The 14,407-nt window shown below is 70.6% G+C and carries 13 protein-coding genes, 3 pseudogenes and 1 other annotated feature; of the genes and pseudogenes, 2 read left to right on the forward strand and 14 right to left on the reverse strand.

The window, feature by feature from the left end; genetic code table 11:
- Positions 1-16 precede the first annotated feature (16 nt).
- Positions 17-1,366, forward strand: a complete 1,350-nt coding sequence (locus DRV96_RS14275) for a vWA domain-containing protein (RefSeq protein WP_119292298.1) — start codon at positions 17-19, stop codon at positions 1,364-1,366.
- A gap of 57 nt (positions 1,367-1,423) precedes the next feature.
- Here the strand turns inward: DRV96_RS14275 and DRV96_RS14280 are convergent.
- Positions 1,424-1,848: pseudogene (locus DRV96_RS14280) on the reverse strand (transposase); the annotation flags it as partial.
- Positions 1,454-1,570: a sequence feature (AL1L pseudoknot), on the reverse strand. Its footprint overlaps the pseudogene before it by 117 nt.
- A gap of 52 nt (positions 1,849-1,900) precedes the next feature.
- Between DRV96_RS14280 and DRV96_RS14285 the strand changes: the two are divergent.
- Positions 1,901-2,329 (forward strand): annotated as a pseudogene (locus DRV96_RS14285) (transposase); the annotation flags it as partial.
- 119 nt (positions 2,330-2,448) lie between these two features.
- On the opposite strand, the gene DRV96_RS14290 reads toward DRV96_RS14285, so the two are convergent.
- From DRV96_RS14290 to DRV96_RS18600, 13 genes and pseudogenes are all read right to left on the reverse strand, one after another.
- Positions 2,449-3,204: an SDR family oxidoreductase gene (locus DRV96_RS14290; RefSeq protein ID WP_119292302.1), complete on the reverse strand. Its 756-nt coding sequence runs from the start codon at positions 3,202-3,204 to the stop codon at positions 2,449-2,451.
- A gap of 29 nt (positions 3,205-3,233) precedes the next feature.
- Positions 3,234-4,685, reverse strand: a complete 1,452-nt coding sequence (locus DRV96_RS14295; RefSeq protein WP_119292303.1) for an aldehyde dehydrogenase family protein — start codon at positions 4,683-4,685, stop codon at positions 3,234-3,236.
- Between the two features lie 331 nt (positions 4,686-5,016).
- Positions 5,017-6,291 (reverse strand): annotated as a pseudogene (locus DRV96_RS14300) (TRAP transporter large permease); the annotation flags it as partial.
- A gap of 66 nt (positions 6,292-6,357) precedes the next feature.
- Complete coding sequence (locus DRV96_RS14305; protein ID WP_235823412.1) at positions 6,358-6,849, reverse strand: TRAP transporter small permease; 492 nt, start codon at positions 6,847-6,849, stop codon at positions 6,358-6,360.
- A gap of 76 nt (positions 6,850-6,925) precedes the next feature.
- Complete coding sequence (locus DRV96_RS14310; protein ID WP_119292307.1) at positions 6,926-7,903, reverse strand: TRAP transporter substrate-binding protein; 978 nt, start codon at positions 7,901-7,903, stop codon at positions 6,926-6,928.
- A gap of 29 nt (positions 7,904-7,932) precedes the next feature.
- Positions 7,933-8,946, reverse strand: coding sequence for a D-erythronate dehydrogenase (denD, locus tag DRV96_RS14315; protein ID WP_119292309.1), 1,014 nt, complete (start codon positions 8,944-8,946; stop codon positions 7,933-7,935).
- The gene (gene otnI / locus DRV96_RS14320; RefSeq protein ID WP_119292312.1) at positions 8,943-9,731 is read right to left on the reverse strand and encodes a 2-oxo-tetronate isomerase; all 789 of its coding nucleotides are present in this window, start codon (positions 9,729-9,731) and stop codon (positions 8,943-8,945) included. Before otnI ends, denD begins: the two co-directional genes overlap by 4 nt.
- Before the next feature lie 13 nt (positions 9,732-9,744).
- The gene (gene otnC, locus DRV96_RS14325; RefSeq protein WP_119292322.1) at positions 9,745-10,389 is read right to left on the reverse strand and encodes a 3-oxo-tetronate 4-phosphate decarboxylase; all 645 of its coding nucleotides are present in this window, start codon (positions 10,387-10,389) and stop codon (positions 9,745-9,747) included.
- A gap of 20 nt (positions 10,390-10,409) precedes the next feature.
- Positions 10,410-11,717, reverse strand: a complete 1,308-nt coding sequence (gene otnK, locus DRV96_RS14330) for a 3-oxo-tetronate kinase (RefSeq protein WP_119292314.1) — start codon at positions 11,715-11,717, stop codon at positions 10,410-10,412.
- Positions 11,714-12,640, reverse strand: coding sequence for an L-threonate dehydrogenase (gene ltnD / locus DRV96_RS14335; protein WP_119292316.1), 927 nt, complete (start codon positions 12,638-12,640; stop codon positions 11,714-11,716). The genes otnK and ltnD overlap by 4 nt, the downstream gene beginning before the upstream one ends.
- The gene (locus DRV96_RS14340; protein ID WP_119292318.1) at positions 12,637-13,410 is read right to left on the reverse strand and encodes a FadR/GntR family transcriptional regulator; all 774 of its coding nucleotides are present in this window, start codon (positions 13,408-13,410) and stop codon (positions 12,637-12,639) included. The genes ltnD and DRV96_RS14340 overlap by 4 nt, the downstream gene beginning before the upstream one ends.
- Before the next feature lie 171 nt (positions 13,411-13,581).
- Complete coding sequence (locus tag DRV96_RS14345) at positions 13,582-13,911, reverse strand: diguanylate cyclase (protein WP_235823414.1); 330 nt, start codon at positions 13,909-13,911, stop codon at positions 13,582-13,584.
- Positions 13,836-14,407, reverse strand: a 572-nt coding sequence (locus DRV96_RS18600) for a GGDEF domain-containing protein (RefSeq protein WP_235823418.1), incomplete at its 5' end; no start/stop codon positions are given. The genes DRV96_RS14345 and DRV96_RS18600, both read right to left, overlap by 76 nt.

Raw genomic sequence — 14,407 nt, forward strand, 5'->3', positions numbered from 1 at the left:
TTCTGCTGGAGACGTCATGGACGAGTACCTCTGCCTTTCCACCACCGTCGTGCTGACCCCGCGCCGCGCCGGCGTCGTCGACGGCCGCGACAACGTCGTCGAAGTGCTGCTGCGCGTGCAGGCCCCCGACGCGCCAGCCGGGCACGCCGCGCAGCGTCCGCCGCAGGCGATTGCGCTCGTGATCGACCGCTCGGGCTCGATGGCCGGGCAGCCGCTGGCCGAGGCCAAGCGCTGCGCCGAATACGTGATCTCCCGCCTGCGGCCGACCGACACGCTGTCGCTCGTGCAGTTCGACGACCGCGTGCGGCGGCTGTGGCCGGCGCAGCCGCTGGGCGACGGCAGCGTGCAGCGCGCCGCCGTCGAGGCCATCACCGAGGGCGGCAGCACCAACCTGCACGGCGGCTGGCTCGACGGCGCCGAGAGCCTCGGCACCGTGGCAGGCCATGGCCTGAAGCGCGTGATCCTGCTGTCCGACGGGCAGGCCAACCAGGGCCTGACCGACCCCGCCAAGATCGCCGCGCAGTGCGCGCAGTGGGCCAGCCGCGGCATCACGACGAGCACCTACGGGCTCGGGCATCAGTTCAACGAGGAGCTGATGATCGCGATGGCGCGCGCCGGCGGCGGCAGCAGCTACTACGGCGACACCGCGGCCGACCTGATGGAGCCCTTCGAGCGCGAACTCGAGCTGCTGGGCAACCTGTGCCTGCGCGAGCTGCGCCTGGCGGTGCAGGCACCGGACGGGGTCGAGGTGCAGGTGGTCAACGACCTGCCGCGCACCGAGGGCCAGTGGCACTTGCCCGACTTCGCCTGGGGCGCCGAGGCGTGGGCCGTGCTGCGGCTGAAGGTGCCGGTCACGTCGCTGCCACCGGTCGGGACGGCGGCCACGCTCGTGCGTGTGTCGGTGTCGGGGCGCACGCCGGACGGCGAAGCGGTGCAGCTCGAGCGCACCGGCCTGTCGGTGCCGGTGCTCAGCGCCGGCAGCTTCAACGCGCTGGCCGACGACGAGCTCGTCACGCGCCGGCTCATCGAGCTGGCCGCGGCGGACGCACTGACCCGCATCCGCGCCGCAGCCGCCCGCGGCCGCTGGAAAGAAGTCGACCGCATGCTCGAGGAAGCCAGCCGCCAGTTCGCCGGCAACGAGTGGGTGGCGTCGGTCCTCGCCGCGATGCGCTCCATCGCCGAGACGCGCGAGATCGAGCGCGCGATGAAGGAGATGATGTACTCGTCGACCCGGCTGCGCGACCGGCTCGCGCTGCGGGAAGAGGGCTTGCAGTTCTCGGTCGACGACGAGGCGCAGTTGCCGACCTTCCTGCGCCGCAAGCGCATGCAGGGTAAGTCTGACAAGCAGTCTGGGCCGACGGCGTGACCCCGCGCTGCGATCGGCGTCGCGTCGCTCGCGCGCCGAGCGCAGCTCCGGCTCCTACCGTCGAGCCAGCCGCTTGCGTACCGCCGCCGGGGCGACCTGCAACGCCTTGCAGATCGGCTCGACCCCGAAGCGCTCGCGGTACTGTTCGACGAACTCGCTCACGACTTGAGGCGGCGGTCGAGCTCCGCCAGGGCGAAAAACGCGCTGGCCAGCTTCAGGATCTCGTTGGCCCGGCGCAGCTCGCGCACCTCGCGCTCGAACTCCTTGACGCGCTGCTGCTCGGCCGTCGTCGGTCCTTCGCGCAGGCCCTGGTCACGCTCGGCCTGGCGCACCCAGCGGCGCAGCGTCTCGGCGGTGCAGCCGATCTTGCCCGCGATGGACTCGATGGCTGCCCACTGCGACGGGTACTGGTCCTTGGCCTCGAACACCATGCGCACCGCACGCTCGACGACCTCCGGGGAAAACTTCGGGGACTTCCTCATGATGGCTCCATCTTCTCAAACGAAGGAGCCTCCTCAATTCCCGGGGCGGTTCAAGATGGTCGGCCACGTGCGCGAGCACTTCACCGAACTCGACCGGTTGCTGCAGTCGGCCAGCGGCATCGGCCCGGTGGCCAGCGCCACGCTGATCGCCGAGCTGCCCGAGCTCGGCCGGCTGAACCGGCGCGAGATCGCCGCGCTGGCGGGCCTCGCCCCGATGGCCAACGACTCCGGCTCCAGCAAGGGCCGACGACGCATCCAGGGCGGGCGCTTCGACGTGCGCCGCGTGCTGTACATGGCCGCACTGACCGCCAGCCGCCGCAACCCCGTCATCAAGGCCTTCTACGAGCGACTGATCGCCGCCGGCAAATGCCCCAAGATCGCCTTGGTCGCTTGCATGCGCAAGCTGCTGACCACGCTGAAAGCCATGGTCCGCACGCGCACCGTCTGGCACGCCGATCATCGATCCGCCGCCAAGACCTGAACCCACCCGGACCGCCAAAGCGCAGGGTTGTCCACCGGACTTGCTTGTGGGCAACCCGTGCTCACGCCAGCAACTCGGCGTTCCTCAGCCACGGGGGACTTGACGAAGAACACGGTTACTCAGACGCAGCGCGCGCCGTCCACCTCGAGGCACACCCCGGAAATGAACTCCGCCTCGTCGGACGCGAGGAAGAGCGCCGCGTTGGCGATGTCGAGCGGTCGAGACAGCCGGCCCAGCGGGATGGTCGCGATGAACTTCGCGCGGCGCTCGGGCGTGTCCTCGCCCATGAATTCGGCGAGCAGCCCAGTCTCCCCGGCCACCGGGTTGATCACGTTCACGCGGATGCGCTCCGGGCCGAGCTCGGCGGCCATCGAGCGGCTGGTGACGATCGCGGCGCCCTTGCTGCCGTTGTACCAAGTCAAGCCCGGGCGCGGGCGCACGCCCGCGGTGGAGGCGATCGTGATGAAGCAGCCGCCACCGGCCTTGCGGAACACCGGCACCGCGTGCTTCGCGGTGAGGTACAGGCTCTTGACGTTGACCGCGTAGATGCGGTCGAATTCGTCCTCGCCCACCTCCAGCATCGGCCGGTTGCGGTGCGTGGTGCCGGCGTTGTTGACCACGGTGGTCAGCCCGCCGTAGGCGTCGAGCGCGGACTGCACCAGGCGGGCGACGTCCGCGTCCTTCGAGACGTCTCCCTGCACGAAGACCGCCTCGCCGCCGGCCGCGCGGATCTGGGCGGTCACCCGTTCACCCCCCTCGGGCCGAAGGTCGTTGACGACCACCTTGCAGCCTTCCTGCGCGTAGCGCTTGGCGATGCCCTCGCCAAAGCCCGAACCCGCGCCGGTCACGATCGCGATCTTGCCCGCCAGCCTCATCGTTCACTCCTCCTCTCTTGGCTCTGATGTCATCCGTGGCGCACGGCCACGGTCTTGATGGTCGTGAAGGACAGCAGCCCCTCGATGCCCTTCTCGCGGCCATGGCCGCTGGACTTCACGCCGCCGAAGGGCAGCTCGACGCCACCCGCCGCGCCGTAGTTGTTGATGAACACCTGCCCGGCCCGCAGCCTCCTGGCCATCCGCATCTGGCGCGCACCGTCGCGGGTCCACACGCCGGCGACCAGGCCGTAGCGCGTGGCGTTCGCCAGCCGCACCGCCTCGTCCTCGCCGTCGAAGGACATGGCGGCAAGCACCGGGCCGAAGATCTCCTGCTGAGCGATCGGATGGTCGGCCGGCACATCCGCGAAGAGCACCGGAGCGAGGTAGAAGCCTCCAGCGGGCGCGTCGGGCGCGATGCTGCCCCGGCCGACCACGCGCAGGCCGTCACTCTCGGCCATCTCGACGAATCGCGCGACGCGCTCGAGCTGGCTCCTGCGGATCAGCGGGCCGCACGCGAGATTCGCCGCGCCGGGCCCCACGCGCACCGCATCGAAGGCCTTGCCCAGCCGCGCGAGCAGTGGCTCGTAGATGGAGCGCTCGACGAGCAGGCGGCTGCCGGCCGAGCAGGTCTGCCCGGCGTTCTGCACGATCGCGTTGACCAACGAGGGCAGCGCGGCGTCGAGGTCGGCATCGGCGAACACGATCTGCGGCGACTTGCCGCCCAGCTCCAGGGTGACCGGCACGTGGCGCTCGGCGGCCGCTTGCGCGACGCGCGTGCCGGTCTCGGGCGAGCCGGTGAACGAGTAGTGGTCGATGCCGGGGTGGGCGGTGAGCGCGCTGCCCGCCTCGGAGCCCAGGCCGGTGACCAGGTTCAGGGCGCCGGCGGGAAGCCCGCAGCCGGCCGCGAGCTCGGCCACCCGCAGCAGCGACAGGCAGGCGTCCTCGCCCGGCTTCACCACGCACGCGTTGCCGGCGGCCAGCGCCGCGGCCACCGTGCGCCCGAAGATCTGCATCGGGTAGTTCCAGGGCACGATGTGCCCGGTGACGCCGTGCGGCTCGCGCTCGGCGAACACCGTGTAGCCCGCCTGGAAGGGGATCGTGTAGCCGCCCACCTTGTCGGCGAGGCCGCCGTAGAACTCGAAGTAGCGTGCGCAGGCGAGCGCGTCGCTGCGCGCCTGGCCGAGCGGCTTGCCGCAGTCGCGCGATTCGATCGCCGCCAGTTCGTCCGCGTGCTCCTGGATGCTCGCGGCCACGCGCATCAGCACGCGACCGCGCTCCAGCGCGCTCGCGCGGCCCCACTCCCCCTCGAAGGCCTCCCGCGCGGCGGCCACCGCCGCATCCACGTCGCGGGCGTCGCCGCGCGCGATCGCAGCGAAGGGCTGGCCGTCGGAAGGATCGATCATCGGCAGGGTATGCTCCCCTGCCCCGGGCACCCAGCGGTTGCCGATCCAGTGGAAGCCTTGGTCGTAGCGTGCGTTCATCTCGTGCTCCGTGCCGTGGGTGTCACTGACGCGCGCCGGCGGGTGGGGATGGGTCGGTGGCCGCCGGGCCGATCGGCGGCGACGCGTCGGTCGCGGCCGGACCGGTCGGCGGGGCTGCGTTCGTCGGCGCCGGACCGATTGGAGGCGACGAGTCGGTGGCGGCCGGGCCGATCGGCGGCGACGCGTCCGTGGCCGCCGGCCCGATCGGCGCGGACGCATCGGTGGCGGCCGGGCCGATCGCGGGCGCGCCGCCCGGGAGCACGGGCGACGACCGCCCAGCCTGCGCGGGAGCGCCGGACGGGGCGACCACCGGCGCGACCTCCGCCGGCGCGGCGCGTATCGCGTCGCGGATCCCGAGCGACAGGGGCGGAACGTAGGCGATGACCGCCAGGCAGCCGAGCACCACGAGCACGAAGGGCCCCAGGTGCGTGACGATGCGCTCGAGCGGGATCTGCGCCACCGTACACGCGGCGAACAGATTGACGCCGAACGGCGGCGTGATCATGCCCAGCGCCAGGTTCACCACCATGATGATCCCGAAGTGGACGGGGTCGATGCCGAAGTGCACGGCCACGGGAACCAGGATCGGCGCGAGCACGATGATGGCGGCCGACGTCTCGATGAACATCCCGATCACGAACAGCGCCGCGTTGATGCCGAGCAGGAACCAGGCCGGCGAATCGAGCGCATGCGCCAGCCACCGGCCGATCGCCTCGGGAACGCCCTCGCGCGTGATGATCAGCGCGAACAGGCCGGCGTTGGCGATGATGAACATGATCACCGCACTCGAAAGCACCGACTTCTTGAGGATGGGCAGCAGGTCCCGCAGCCCGAGTTCGCGGTGGATCACCAGCCCGACCAGCAGCGCGTAGAACACTGCGACGACCGAGGCCTCTGTCGGCGTGAATACCCCGCCGTAGATGCCCCCAAGGATGATGAAGGGCATCAGCAGCGCCCAGCCCGCGTCCATCGTCGCACGCAGCACCGGCAGCCGCCCATCACCGTCCTGCTTGCCCCAGCCCTTGATGCGGCAGTAGACGTGCACGAAGAGCATCAGCGTCACGCCGATCAGGATGCCGGGGCCGATGCCGGCGAGGAACAGATCACCGATCGATACCTCGGCCGCCACGCCGAACAGGATCATCGGGATCGAAGGCGGAATCACCACGCCGAGTTCGGCCGAAGTGGCCTGCAGCGCGGCCGCGTAGCTGGTGGGGTAGCCGTGGCGGATCAGCGCCGGGATGAGGATTGCGCCGATCGCGAAGGTCGTCGCCACCGACGAGCCCGACACCGCAGCGAAGATCATGCAGGTCAGCACGGTGGTCATCGGCAGTCCCCCCTGCACGCCGCCCACCAGCGACTTCGCAAACTCGACCAGCCGCCGCGAGATGCCGCTGGCCTCCATCAGGTTTCCGGCGAGGATGAAGAAGGGGATGGCCGCGAGGGGGAACTTGTCGATCGCGGTGAACATCTCCTTGGGCGCGATGATCAGCCGCGACGGATCGAAGAGCGCCAAGCCCAGAATCGCAGAGCTGCCGATCGAGACGGCGATCGAGATGCTGAAGGCGAAGCACAGCAGCATCGTGAAGAGCAAGGTGGAGGACATCGCGTTGCCGTCGTCGGATTGGTTGGCGCGCGCCCGCCGCGGCCGTGCGGCCGCGACGCCAAGCGCTCACTGTGCGGTGCCGAGTTCTTCGTTCCTCGGATCGAGGAAGTTCGCGGTCACGGCGAGCATCGAGAGCAGCGCGCCCACGGGCAGCGCGAGGTAGGCCCAGCCCATCGACATGTCGATGCTGGCGAAGGTCTGGAAGCGCACGCGCCAGGCCAGGTCGATGCCATACCAGGCGATCACGGTCAGATAGGCGAGCGACACGCCGGCGATCCCCAGGCGCACGTAGCGCAGCCACGCGCCACGCGAAAGCCTGAGCATCAGGTCCACCGACACGAGCGCGCCTCGCCTGAACGCGGCTGCGGTGCCCAGCATCACCATCCAGATCAGCAGCCGGCGCATCGCCTCTTCGGTCCAGGTGGACGGTTCCTCGAGCAGGAAACGGCTGACCACCTGCCACAGGCCGAGCGCGGCCACCAGTGCCAGCAGCAGCGCGGCGAGCAGCAGCGCCAGCCCGCTGAGGCGGCGGTCGAGGGAGAGGATCAGGGATCTCACGGCAACTCCCGCACGTGCAGCAACGAGGGGTCGGCAGGCCGCGGCCGCGCAGGGCGGCCGCGGGCGACACCTGGGCTTACTTGACCGCCTGGATCGCAGCGATGCGATCCGCACCGAACTCCTTCGCGTACTCGGGGAACACGGTCGCGACCGCCTTGCGGAAGCTCTCGCCATCCACCTTCTCGACGACCTGCATGCCGTCCTTGCGAAGCTGTGCGATGCCGTTGGCCTCGTCGTCGTTGACCTTCTTGCGCTGCGCAGCGGCGCCCTTGCGTGCGGCCTCGACGAAGACCTTCTTGTCGGCGTCCGACAGCTTGTTCCACACCGCCGGCGACAGGATGATCACCGCGGGCGAGTACACGTGGCCGGTGAGCGACAGATGCTTCTGGACCTGGGCGAACTTCGCCGAGAGGATCACCGGGATCGGGTTCTCCTGGCCATCGACCGTGCCCTGCTGCAAGGCGGTGAACAGCTCGGGGAAGGGCATCGGCGTGGGCAGGATGCCGAAGGTCTTGTACCCGTCCATGTGCACCTTGTTCTCCATGGTGCGCATCTTCAGGCCCTTCGCGTCTTCGGCCTTGACGATCGGCCGCTTGTTGTTGGTCATGTGCCGAAAGCCGTTCTCGGTCCATGCCAGGCCGATCAGGTTCTTGGCCCGCATCTTGGCGAGCAGGTCCTCTCCGATCGGGCCGTCGAGGGTCTTGCGCGCGTGGTCGTAGCCGCGGAACAGGAAGGGAATGTCGACGATCTTCACCTCGGGCACGAAGTTGCCGAGCGGCCCCGTGGAGGTGTTGACCAGGTCGAGCGTGCCGAGCTGCACGGCCTCGATCATCTCGCGCTCGCCGCCGAGCGCCGAGCTCGGGAATTGCTGGCACTTGTAGCGACCCTGCGTGCCCTTCTCCATCTCGTCGCAGAACACAGTGGAGCCGACGCCGTAGTGCGACTCCTTCGAGGTGGCGTAGCCGATCTTCAGCACGGTCTGCGCCTGCGCGGCGCCGATCGTGGCGACGGTGGCCGCGACGGCCAGTGCGATGCGGGTGAGAGTGGTCTTCATGCTGTCTACCTCCTTGGGTTGGGATGCCCTCAACGCGGATGGCGCGTCTGGGCTTGAACGACGGGAACGGTCACCGCCTCCGGGTTGTCGCGAACGTACTGGTGCACGATCGCAACGAAGCTCTCGTCGGCCTTCAGGCCCAGCGCGCACGCGCGCCGCGTCTCGAAGCGCGAGGGCCAGCCGCCGACGATGCGCGCGACGTCCGCATCCGGCTCGAACGTCAGCTTCGACACCGCCGCCTCGCCACCCACCTCGCGCAACGCCTCGATCATCTGGCGCACGGTGACGGTGAGCGCGGGCAGGTTCATCGCGGTGCGCCCGCCGAAGGCCTCGCGGCTCGCCTCGAACACGGCGATCAGCCCGTCGATCGTGCTGGCCGGCGAGGCCAGCGCGACCGCCGTGTCGAGGGGCACCGGACAATTCGCCGGCAGGCCCGCCAGCGGCTCTCGGATGACACCCGACAGGAAACCGGAAGCCGCGGCGTTCGGCCTGCCCGGCCGCACCGACACGGTCATCAGCCGCGCGGCCCGCCCGTCGAGGAAGCCCTTGCGCGTGTAGTCGGCGATCAGCTGCTCGCAAACGAACTTCTGGATGCCGTACGACGACTGCGGCGTGGGCAGCGTGTCGTCGCGCACCACCGGCGGCAACGCAATCGCCGGGTCCGAGCCGAACACCGCGACCGAACTCGCGAAGACGAGCCGCGGCGAGTTGCCGGCGGCACGGCAGGCGTCGAGCAGCGCGCGTGTGGTGTCGAGGTTGGAGCGCATGCCGAGGTCGAAGTCCGCCTCGCACTCGCCCGAGACCGCCGACGCGAGGTGGAAGACACCTTCGGGTCGCTCGCGCAAGAGCGAGGGAATGCGCTCGAGCAGGTCGCCCACATCCACGCTCACCCGCGGGTCAGCGAGCAGCGCACGATCCGGCGCGACGCGGTCGGCGAGAATCAAGCGGTCGATCGGGCGGCCGGCCAGCGTGCCACGCGCTAGCAGCGTGCGCGCGAGCCGCGCCCCGAGGAAGCCCGCACCGCCGGTGATCAGCACCTTCATCGTTGGGAGTCCTTCCAGCGCGCGAACCAGCCGAGGCCGGCCGAGGTGCCGGCGCGAGGACGATACTCGCAGCCGATCCAGCCCGGGTAGCCCAGCGCGTCGAGCTTTTCGAACAGGTACGTGTAGTTGACCTCGCCAACGTCGGGCTCGTGCCGCTCGGGCACGCCGGCGACCTGAATGTGCCCGACGCCGGCTGCATGCTTCTCGTAGCGGTGCAGCAGATCACCCTCGACGATCTGGCAGTGGTAGAAGTCCATCTGCACCTTCAGGTTCGGCTCGCCCACCTCCTCGCGGATCGAGTGCGCATCGTCCTGCGTGGAGAGGAAATAGCCGGGGATGTCGCGATGGTTGATCGGCTCGATCAGCACCGTGATGCCGTCGGGCGCGAGCATGCGCGCCGCGCGACGCAGGTTCGCCACGTAGGTCGCGCGCATCTCGGAGCGGTCCGCGCCCGGCGCGGCGATCCCGGCCATCGCGTGCAGGCGGGTGCAGCAGGTGGCGAGCGCGTAGGCGCCCGCTCGACGCACCCCCTGCTCGAACTCGGCCTCGCGGCCCGGCAGTGCCGCGAGGCCGCGCTCGCCCGCGTCGAAGTCTCCGGGCGGCATGTTGAACAGCGCCTGCGTCAGGCCGTTCGCCCTCAGCCGCGCGGCGATCTCGGCGGGCGGCCACGCGTAGGGGAACAGGAACTCGACACCCGTGAAGCCATCGGCGGCCGCCGCACCGAAGCGGTCGAGGAACTCGTGCTCGCCGTACATCATCGAGAGGTTGGCTGCGAAGCGGGGCATCGACAGGACTCCTCTACCAGCGCGCGCCGAACTCGCGGCGCAGCTGGTCGATCTGCTCTTCGGTGAGCAGCCGCACGCGCTTGCCGTCGAGCTGTAGGAAGAGCCGGGCGGTGGCCTCGAGCTCCTCCATCGCATACGCGGCGGCCTCGATCGAGTCACCGCTCACCACCGGGCCGTGATTGGCGAGCAGCACCGCCGCGTGCTCGCCGGCGAGCTCACGAATCGCGTCGGCCACGCGCGGATCGCCCGGGCGGAAGTAAGGCACCAGCGGCAGGCGCCCGACCTTCATCACGTAATACGCGGTGAGCGCGGGCAGCACGCTGCGCGGATCGATGCCCTCGAGCACCGACACCGCCACCGCGTAGTGCGAGTGCAAGTGAACGATCGCGCGCGCCGCCCCGCGCCGCTGGTACACGGCGGTGTGCAGGGGCTGCTCCTTGGTGGGCGCGTCGCCGCAGAGCAGCCGCCCGTCGAAGCCGACCTTCGAAAGGCGCGCCGGGTCGAGCTCACCGAGGCAGGCGTTGGTGGGCGTGAACAGCCAGCCGTCGTCGAGCTGCACCGAGAGGTTGCCCGAACTGCCCGCGGTGAGGCCGCGCGCGTACAGCGAGCGGCCGATCTCGCACAGGCGCTCGCGGGCGCGCTGCTCGGCGGGGCTCATCGGGCGGGGGCTCGCGGCGCTCACCGGCCCGCTCCCCGCGCGGTCGAGGACGCGGCCGCAGCGCCAGCCTCGCCCGACATCGCGAACGCGTCGGCGAAGAAGTCGGGGCCGCCGAAGTTGCCCGACTTCAGCGCGAGCCACAGGGGACGCCCCTCGGCCTGCGTCCACGGAACGCCGGGCGCGATCGTCGGGCCGATGCGAAGCTGTGCGACGCCGAGCGCCTGCACGACTGCGCCGGAAGTCTCCCCGCCCGCAACCACCAGCCGCCGCACACCCGCCTCGACCAGCCCCTGCGCGACGCGCGCCAGGCACCGCTCAACCAGCTCCCCGGCGCGCGCGGCGCCCAGCTCGCGCTGAACCGCCGACACCTCGTCGTGCTCGGCGGTTGCGTAGACCAGCGGCGCCTGGCCTTCGGCGAGCCGGGCGCGCGCCCATTCGAGCGCGGCGGCAGCGAGGTCGCGCCCGGCAGCGAGCTTGCGCGGATCGAGCCGCAGGCCGGGCCTGCCGCCCGCGAGCCAGCGCGCTACCTGGCCGTTGGTGGCCACCGAGCACGAGCCCGACAGCACCGCGGCGCCGCCCCCCACCGGATCGAGCCGCGCCGCGTCGCCTTGCTGGCGCAGCCAGCCGCGCGCACGGTAGTTTCGCGGCAGCCCGAGCGCCACGCCCGACCCCGCAGTGATCAGCGGCATGCCGTCGCAGGCCGCACCGATCGCGAGCAGGTCGGTGTCGGACGTCGCGTCCACGATCGCGATGCGCGCGCCCTCGGCGCGCAGCGCGTCGAAGCGCGCGCGGATCGCCTCAGCACCCTGGGCGACCACGTCGTAGCGCACCAGGCCCACCTTCGACGGCGTCTGCGCCTGCAGCACGCGGACCAGGTTCGAGTCGGTCATCGGCGTGAGCGGATGGGTGCGCATGCCCGATTCCGACAGCAGCTCGTCACCGACGAACAGATGTCCGCGAAAGACGCTGCGGCCATTCTCGGGAAAGGCCGGACAGGCGATCGTGAAGTCGGTGCCCAGACGCTGCATCAGCGCGTCGGCCACCGGACCGATGTTTCCGGCCGGCGTGGAGTCAAAGGTGGAGCAGTATTTGAAGTAGAACTGCCGCGCGCCGCCGGCACGCAGCCAGTCGAGCGCGGCCAGCGACGCGCGCACCGCGTCGGCTGCGGGCACGGTGCGCGACTTCAGCGCCACCACCACCGCATCCGCGTCGGGCGCCGGCCCCTGCGGCACGCCGATCACCTGCACGGTGCGCATGCCGTTGCGCACCAGCATGCTCGCCGCGTCGGTGGCGCCGGTGAAGTCGTCGGCGACGACGCCCAGGATCACCGGCCTGCCCCCTCGCCACCGGACGCTGCCGCGGCCGGCAGCTCGATGCCGGCCAGTGCCGCGAACATCTTGATGACCGACGCATCGTCGTCGCCGCCGTGGCCCAGCGCCGCCGTGGCGAGGTACATCTGGTGCGCGGCCGAAGCGAGCGGCAGCGGAAAGGTGAGCTTGCGCGCTGCATCGAGCACGATGCCGAGGTCCTTCACGAAGATGTTCACCGCCGACAGCGGCGTGTAGTCGCCGTCGAGGATGTGCGGCACACGGTTCTGGAACATCCAGCTCATGCCCGCCGAGTTGCAGATCACGTCGTAGAGCGCACGCGGCTCGGCGCCCGCACGGATGCCCAGCGCCATCGCCTCGCAGGCCGCGGCAATGTGCACTCCGGCCAGGTGCTGGTTGACCATCTTCACCGTGGAGCCGATGCCCGGCGCTTCGCCCAGGCGATAGACCTTGCCGGCGATCGCGTCGAGCAGCGCGGCGGCCTTGTCGAAGGCCTCGGCCGGCCCCGAGCCCATCACCGTCATCTGTCCTTCGGCAGCCTTGCATGCGCCACCCGACACCGGGCCGTCGATCATCAGCACGCCGTGCTCGGCGAGGCGCTGAGCCCACTGCGGCGGCAGCGCGGGATCGACAGTGGCCGACGCGATCACGACCGAGCCCGGGCGCATGCCCGGCACCAGCCCGCCCTCGCCGAAGAGCACCTGCTCGGTCTGGGCCGCGTTCACGACGAGCACGAGTACCACGTCGCAGGCAGCGGCCAGATCCGCGGGCCGCCGCGCGATCCGGCCGCCTTCGGCGGCGAAGCGCGCGAGGACTTCCTCGCGGGTGTCGAAGCCCCAGGTGGCCAGCCCCTTGCGCAACACCGAGGTGGCCGCGCCCCACCCCATCGACCCCAGCCCGATCACACCCACGGTGTTCGTCATGCGTTCGTCCCCGAGCCGGTCGCGGCGGCGCGCCTGGCAGCCCGGGGTCGCACACGGCGCGCCTGGATGCCTTCGCGGATGCGCCGCGCCGCGTTGTGCATGTGGGTGGCCGCCGCCGCTCTGGCTCGAGCGGCGTCGCCCTCGAAGATCGCCCGCGCGAGCTCGCGGTGCTCGTCGCGCACCTGCTGCGCGAAGTCGTCGCGCCGGGCTTCGTTGGCGCGCGTGACGGCCACTGCTGCCCGCACGTACTGATCGAGGAAGCCGAGCAGGCGGCCGAACTGGGGGTTGCCGCTCGCGTCGGCGATCCGGCGATGGAAGGCGACGTCCTCGGCCACGCCGTCACCGCCAGCGTCGACCGCGGCGTCGATCGCCTCGCAAGCGTCGAGGATCGCCCGGCGTGTGGCCGCATCGGCCCTCTCGGCCGCCAAACCGGCGGCCTCGGACTCGAGCGCGCGGCGCACCTCGAGCACCTCGATCACCGCATCGGACGTGCCCAGCAGCGCGGGATCCAGCAGCAGCGGCCGGTTCGCGGCCGCCAGCGCGACATAGACGCCACTGCCTTGCCGCGACACCAGCAGACCCGTGGACTTCAGCCGGCTGATCGCCTCGCGCACCACGGTACGCGAAACACCGTACTGCTGGACCAGCTTGGCCTCGGTCGGCAGCGCGTCGCCCGGTGAGAGCTCCCCGCACTCGATCGCCGCCTGCAGCACCGCGGCGAGGCGATCCGACAGGCGGACGGGAGGCTGGAGCACGCCGAGGTCACTCATCTGATCATCGTACAAATTGCCGCCGCGGTTGTCTTGCCGCGGCGCACAACGGACGCAGAACTCCACGCGCATTCCCGTCGGCGCCGCACGGCGCGAACATCAACCGGAAGGACTCGCGCAACGGGGCAAGTGGTTCACAATACCGATGCACAAAGCGCAGCCGATGCCGACTTAAGTCCTTGATTTTCTTGGGATAGCGGCAGGAGCTGGAGATCCTCCTCGTCTCCACCACCCCACACCCGCACAACGGCCTTGGCACTCGCCAAGGCCGTTGTCATTGGGCGAACTCGTCGGCCCGACGCAGGACGCCCTGCACGTCGCCGTGGGTGGCGCGCGCGACCGCGACCCCGACGCTGATCGTGGCCCGACGCCCGCGACGGTGTCGGCCTCGCGCGCCGTGGCGAGCAAACGCTGCGCGACCGGCGTCAGCAGCGCATCGCCGGCAAGGTGGCCGTGCCGGTCGTTGACCTGCTTGACGTGGTCGATGTCGACCGCCAGCACCGAGAACGCAGCCCCGCCGCGTCGCGTGCGCGACCCGACTCGCACTGCAGGTCGGCGTCGAGCGCGCGGCGGTTGTGCAGCCCGGTCAGCGCATCGCGCAACGACATCGCCTGCAGGCGCTTGACCAACCGCACCATCAGCAGCGCGACGAGGGTGAAGTTGCACATCGCGGCCGCCGCGATGTCGATGAACACCCCCCGCGTCAGAATTGTTGTCACCCCGATAGAACTTGGTCTTCGTTGAGTTCCAGGTTCATGTAGATGGTGGTGGGAGGCTGTGGAGCTTGTGGGCGAAGGCCTGCGCGGTGGGCAACGCGACAGCGTTGTCCACGGCAAGCTGGCCGGTGCGCGCAGCGCATCGCCCATAAATCCACAGCCTGCTTGGCCGCCGCATTTCGTAGGCCCGGGGACGATGACAGAGAACGAGTTGGCTCGATACGGACAAGCATTCAAGGACCGCGCGGTAGCCAGGCTGCTGCCGCCGCACAGCGCCGCGC

Origin of the sequence: Azohydromonas sediminis, assembly GCF_003574675.1 — a bacterium.
GTDB lineage: Bacteria > Pseudomonadota > Gammaproteobacteria > Burkholderiales > Burkholderiaceae_C > Calidifontimicrobium > Calidifontimicrobium sediminis.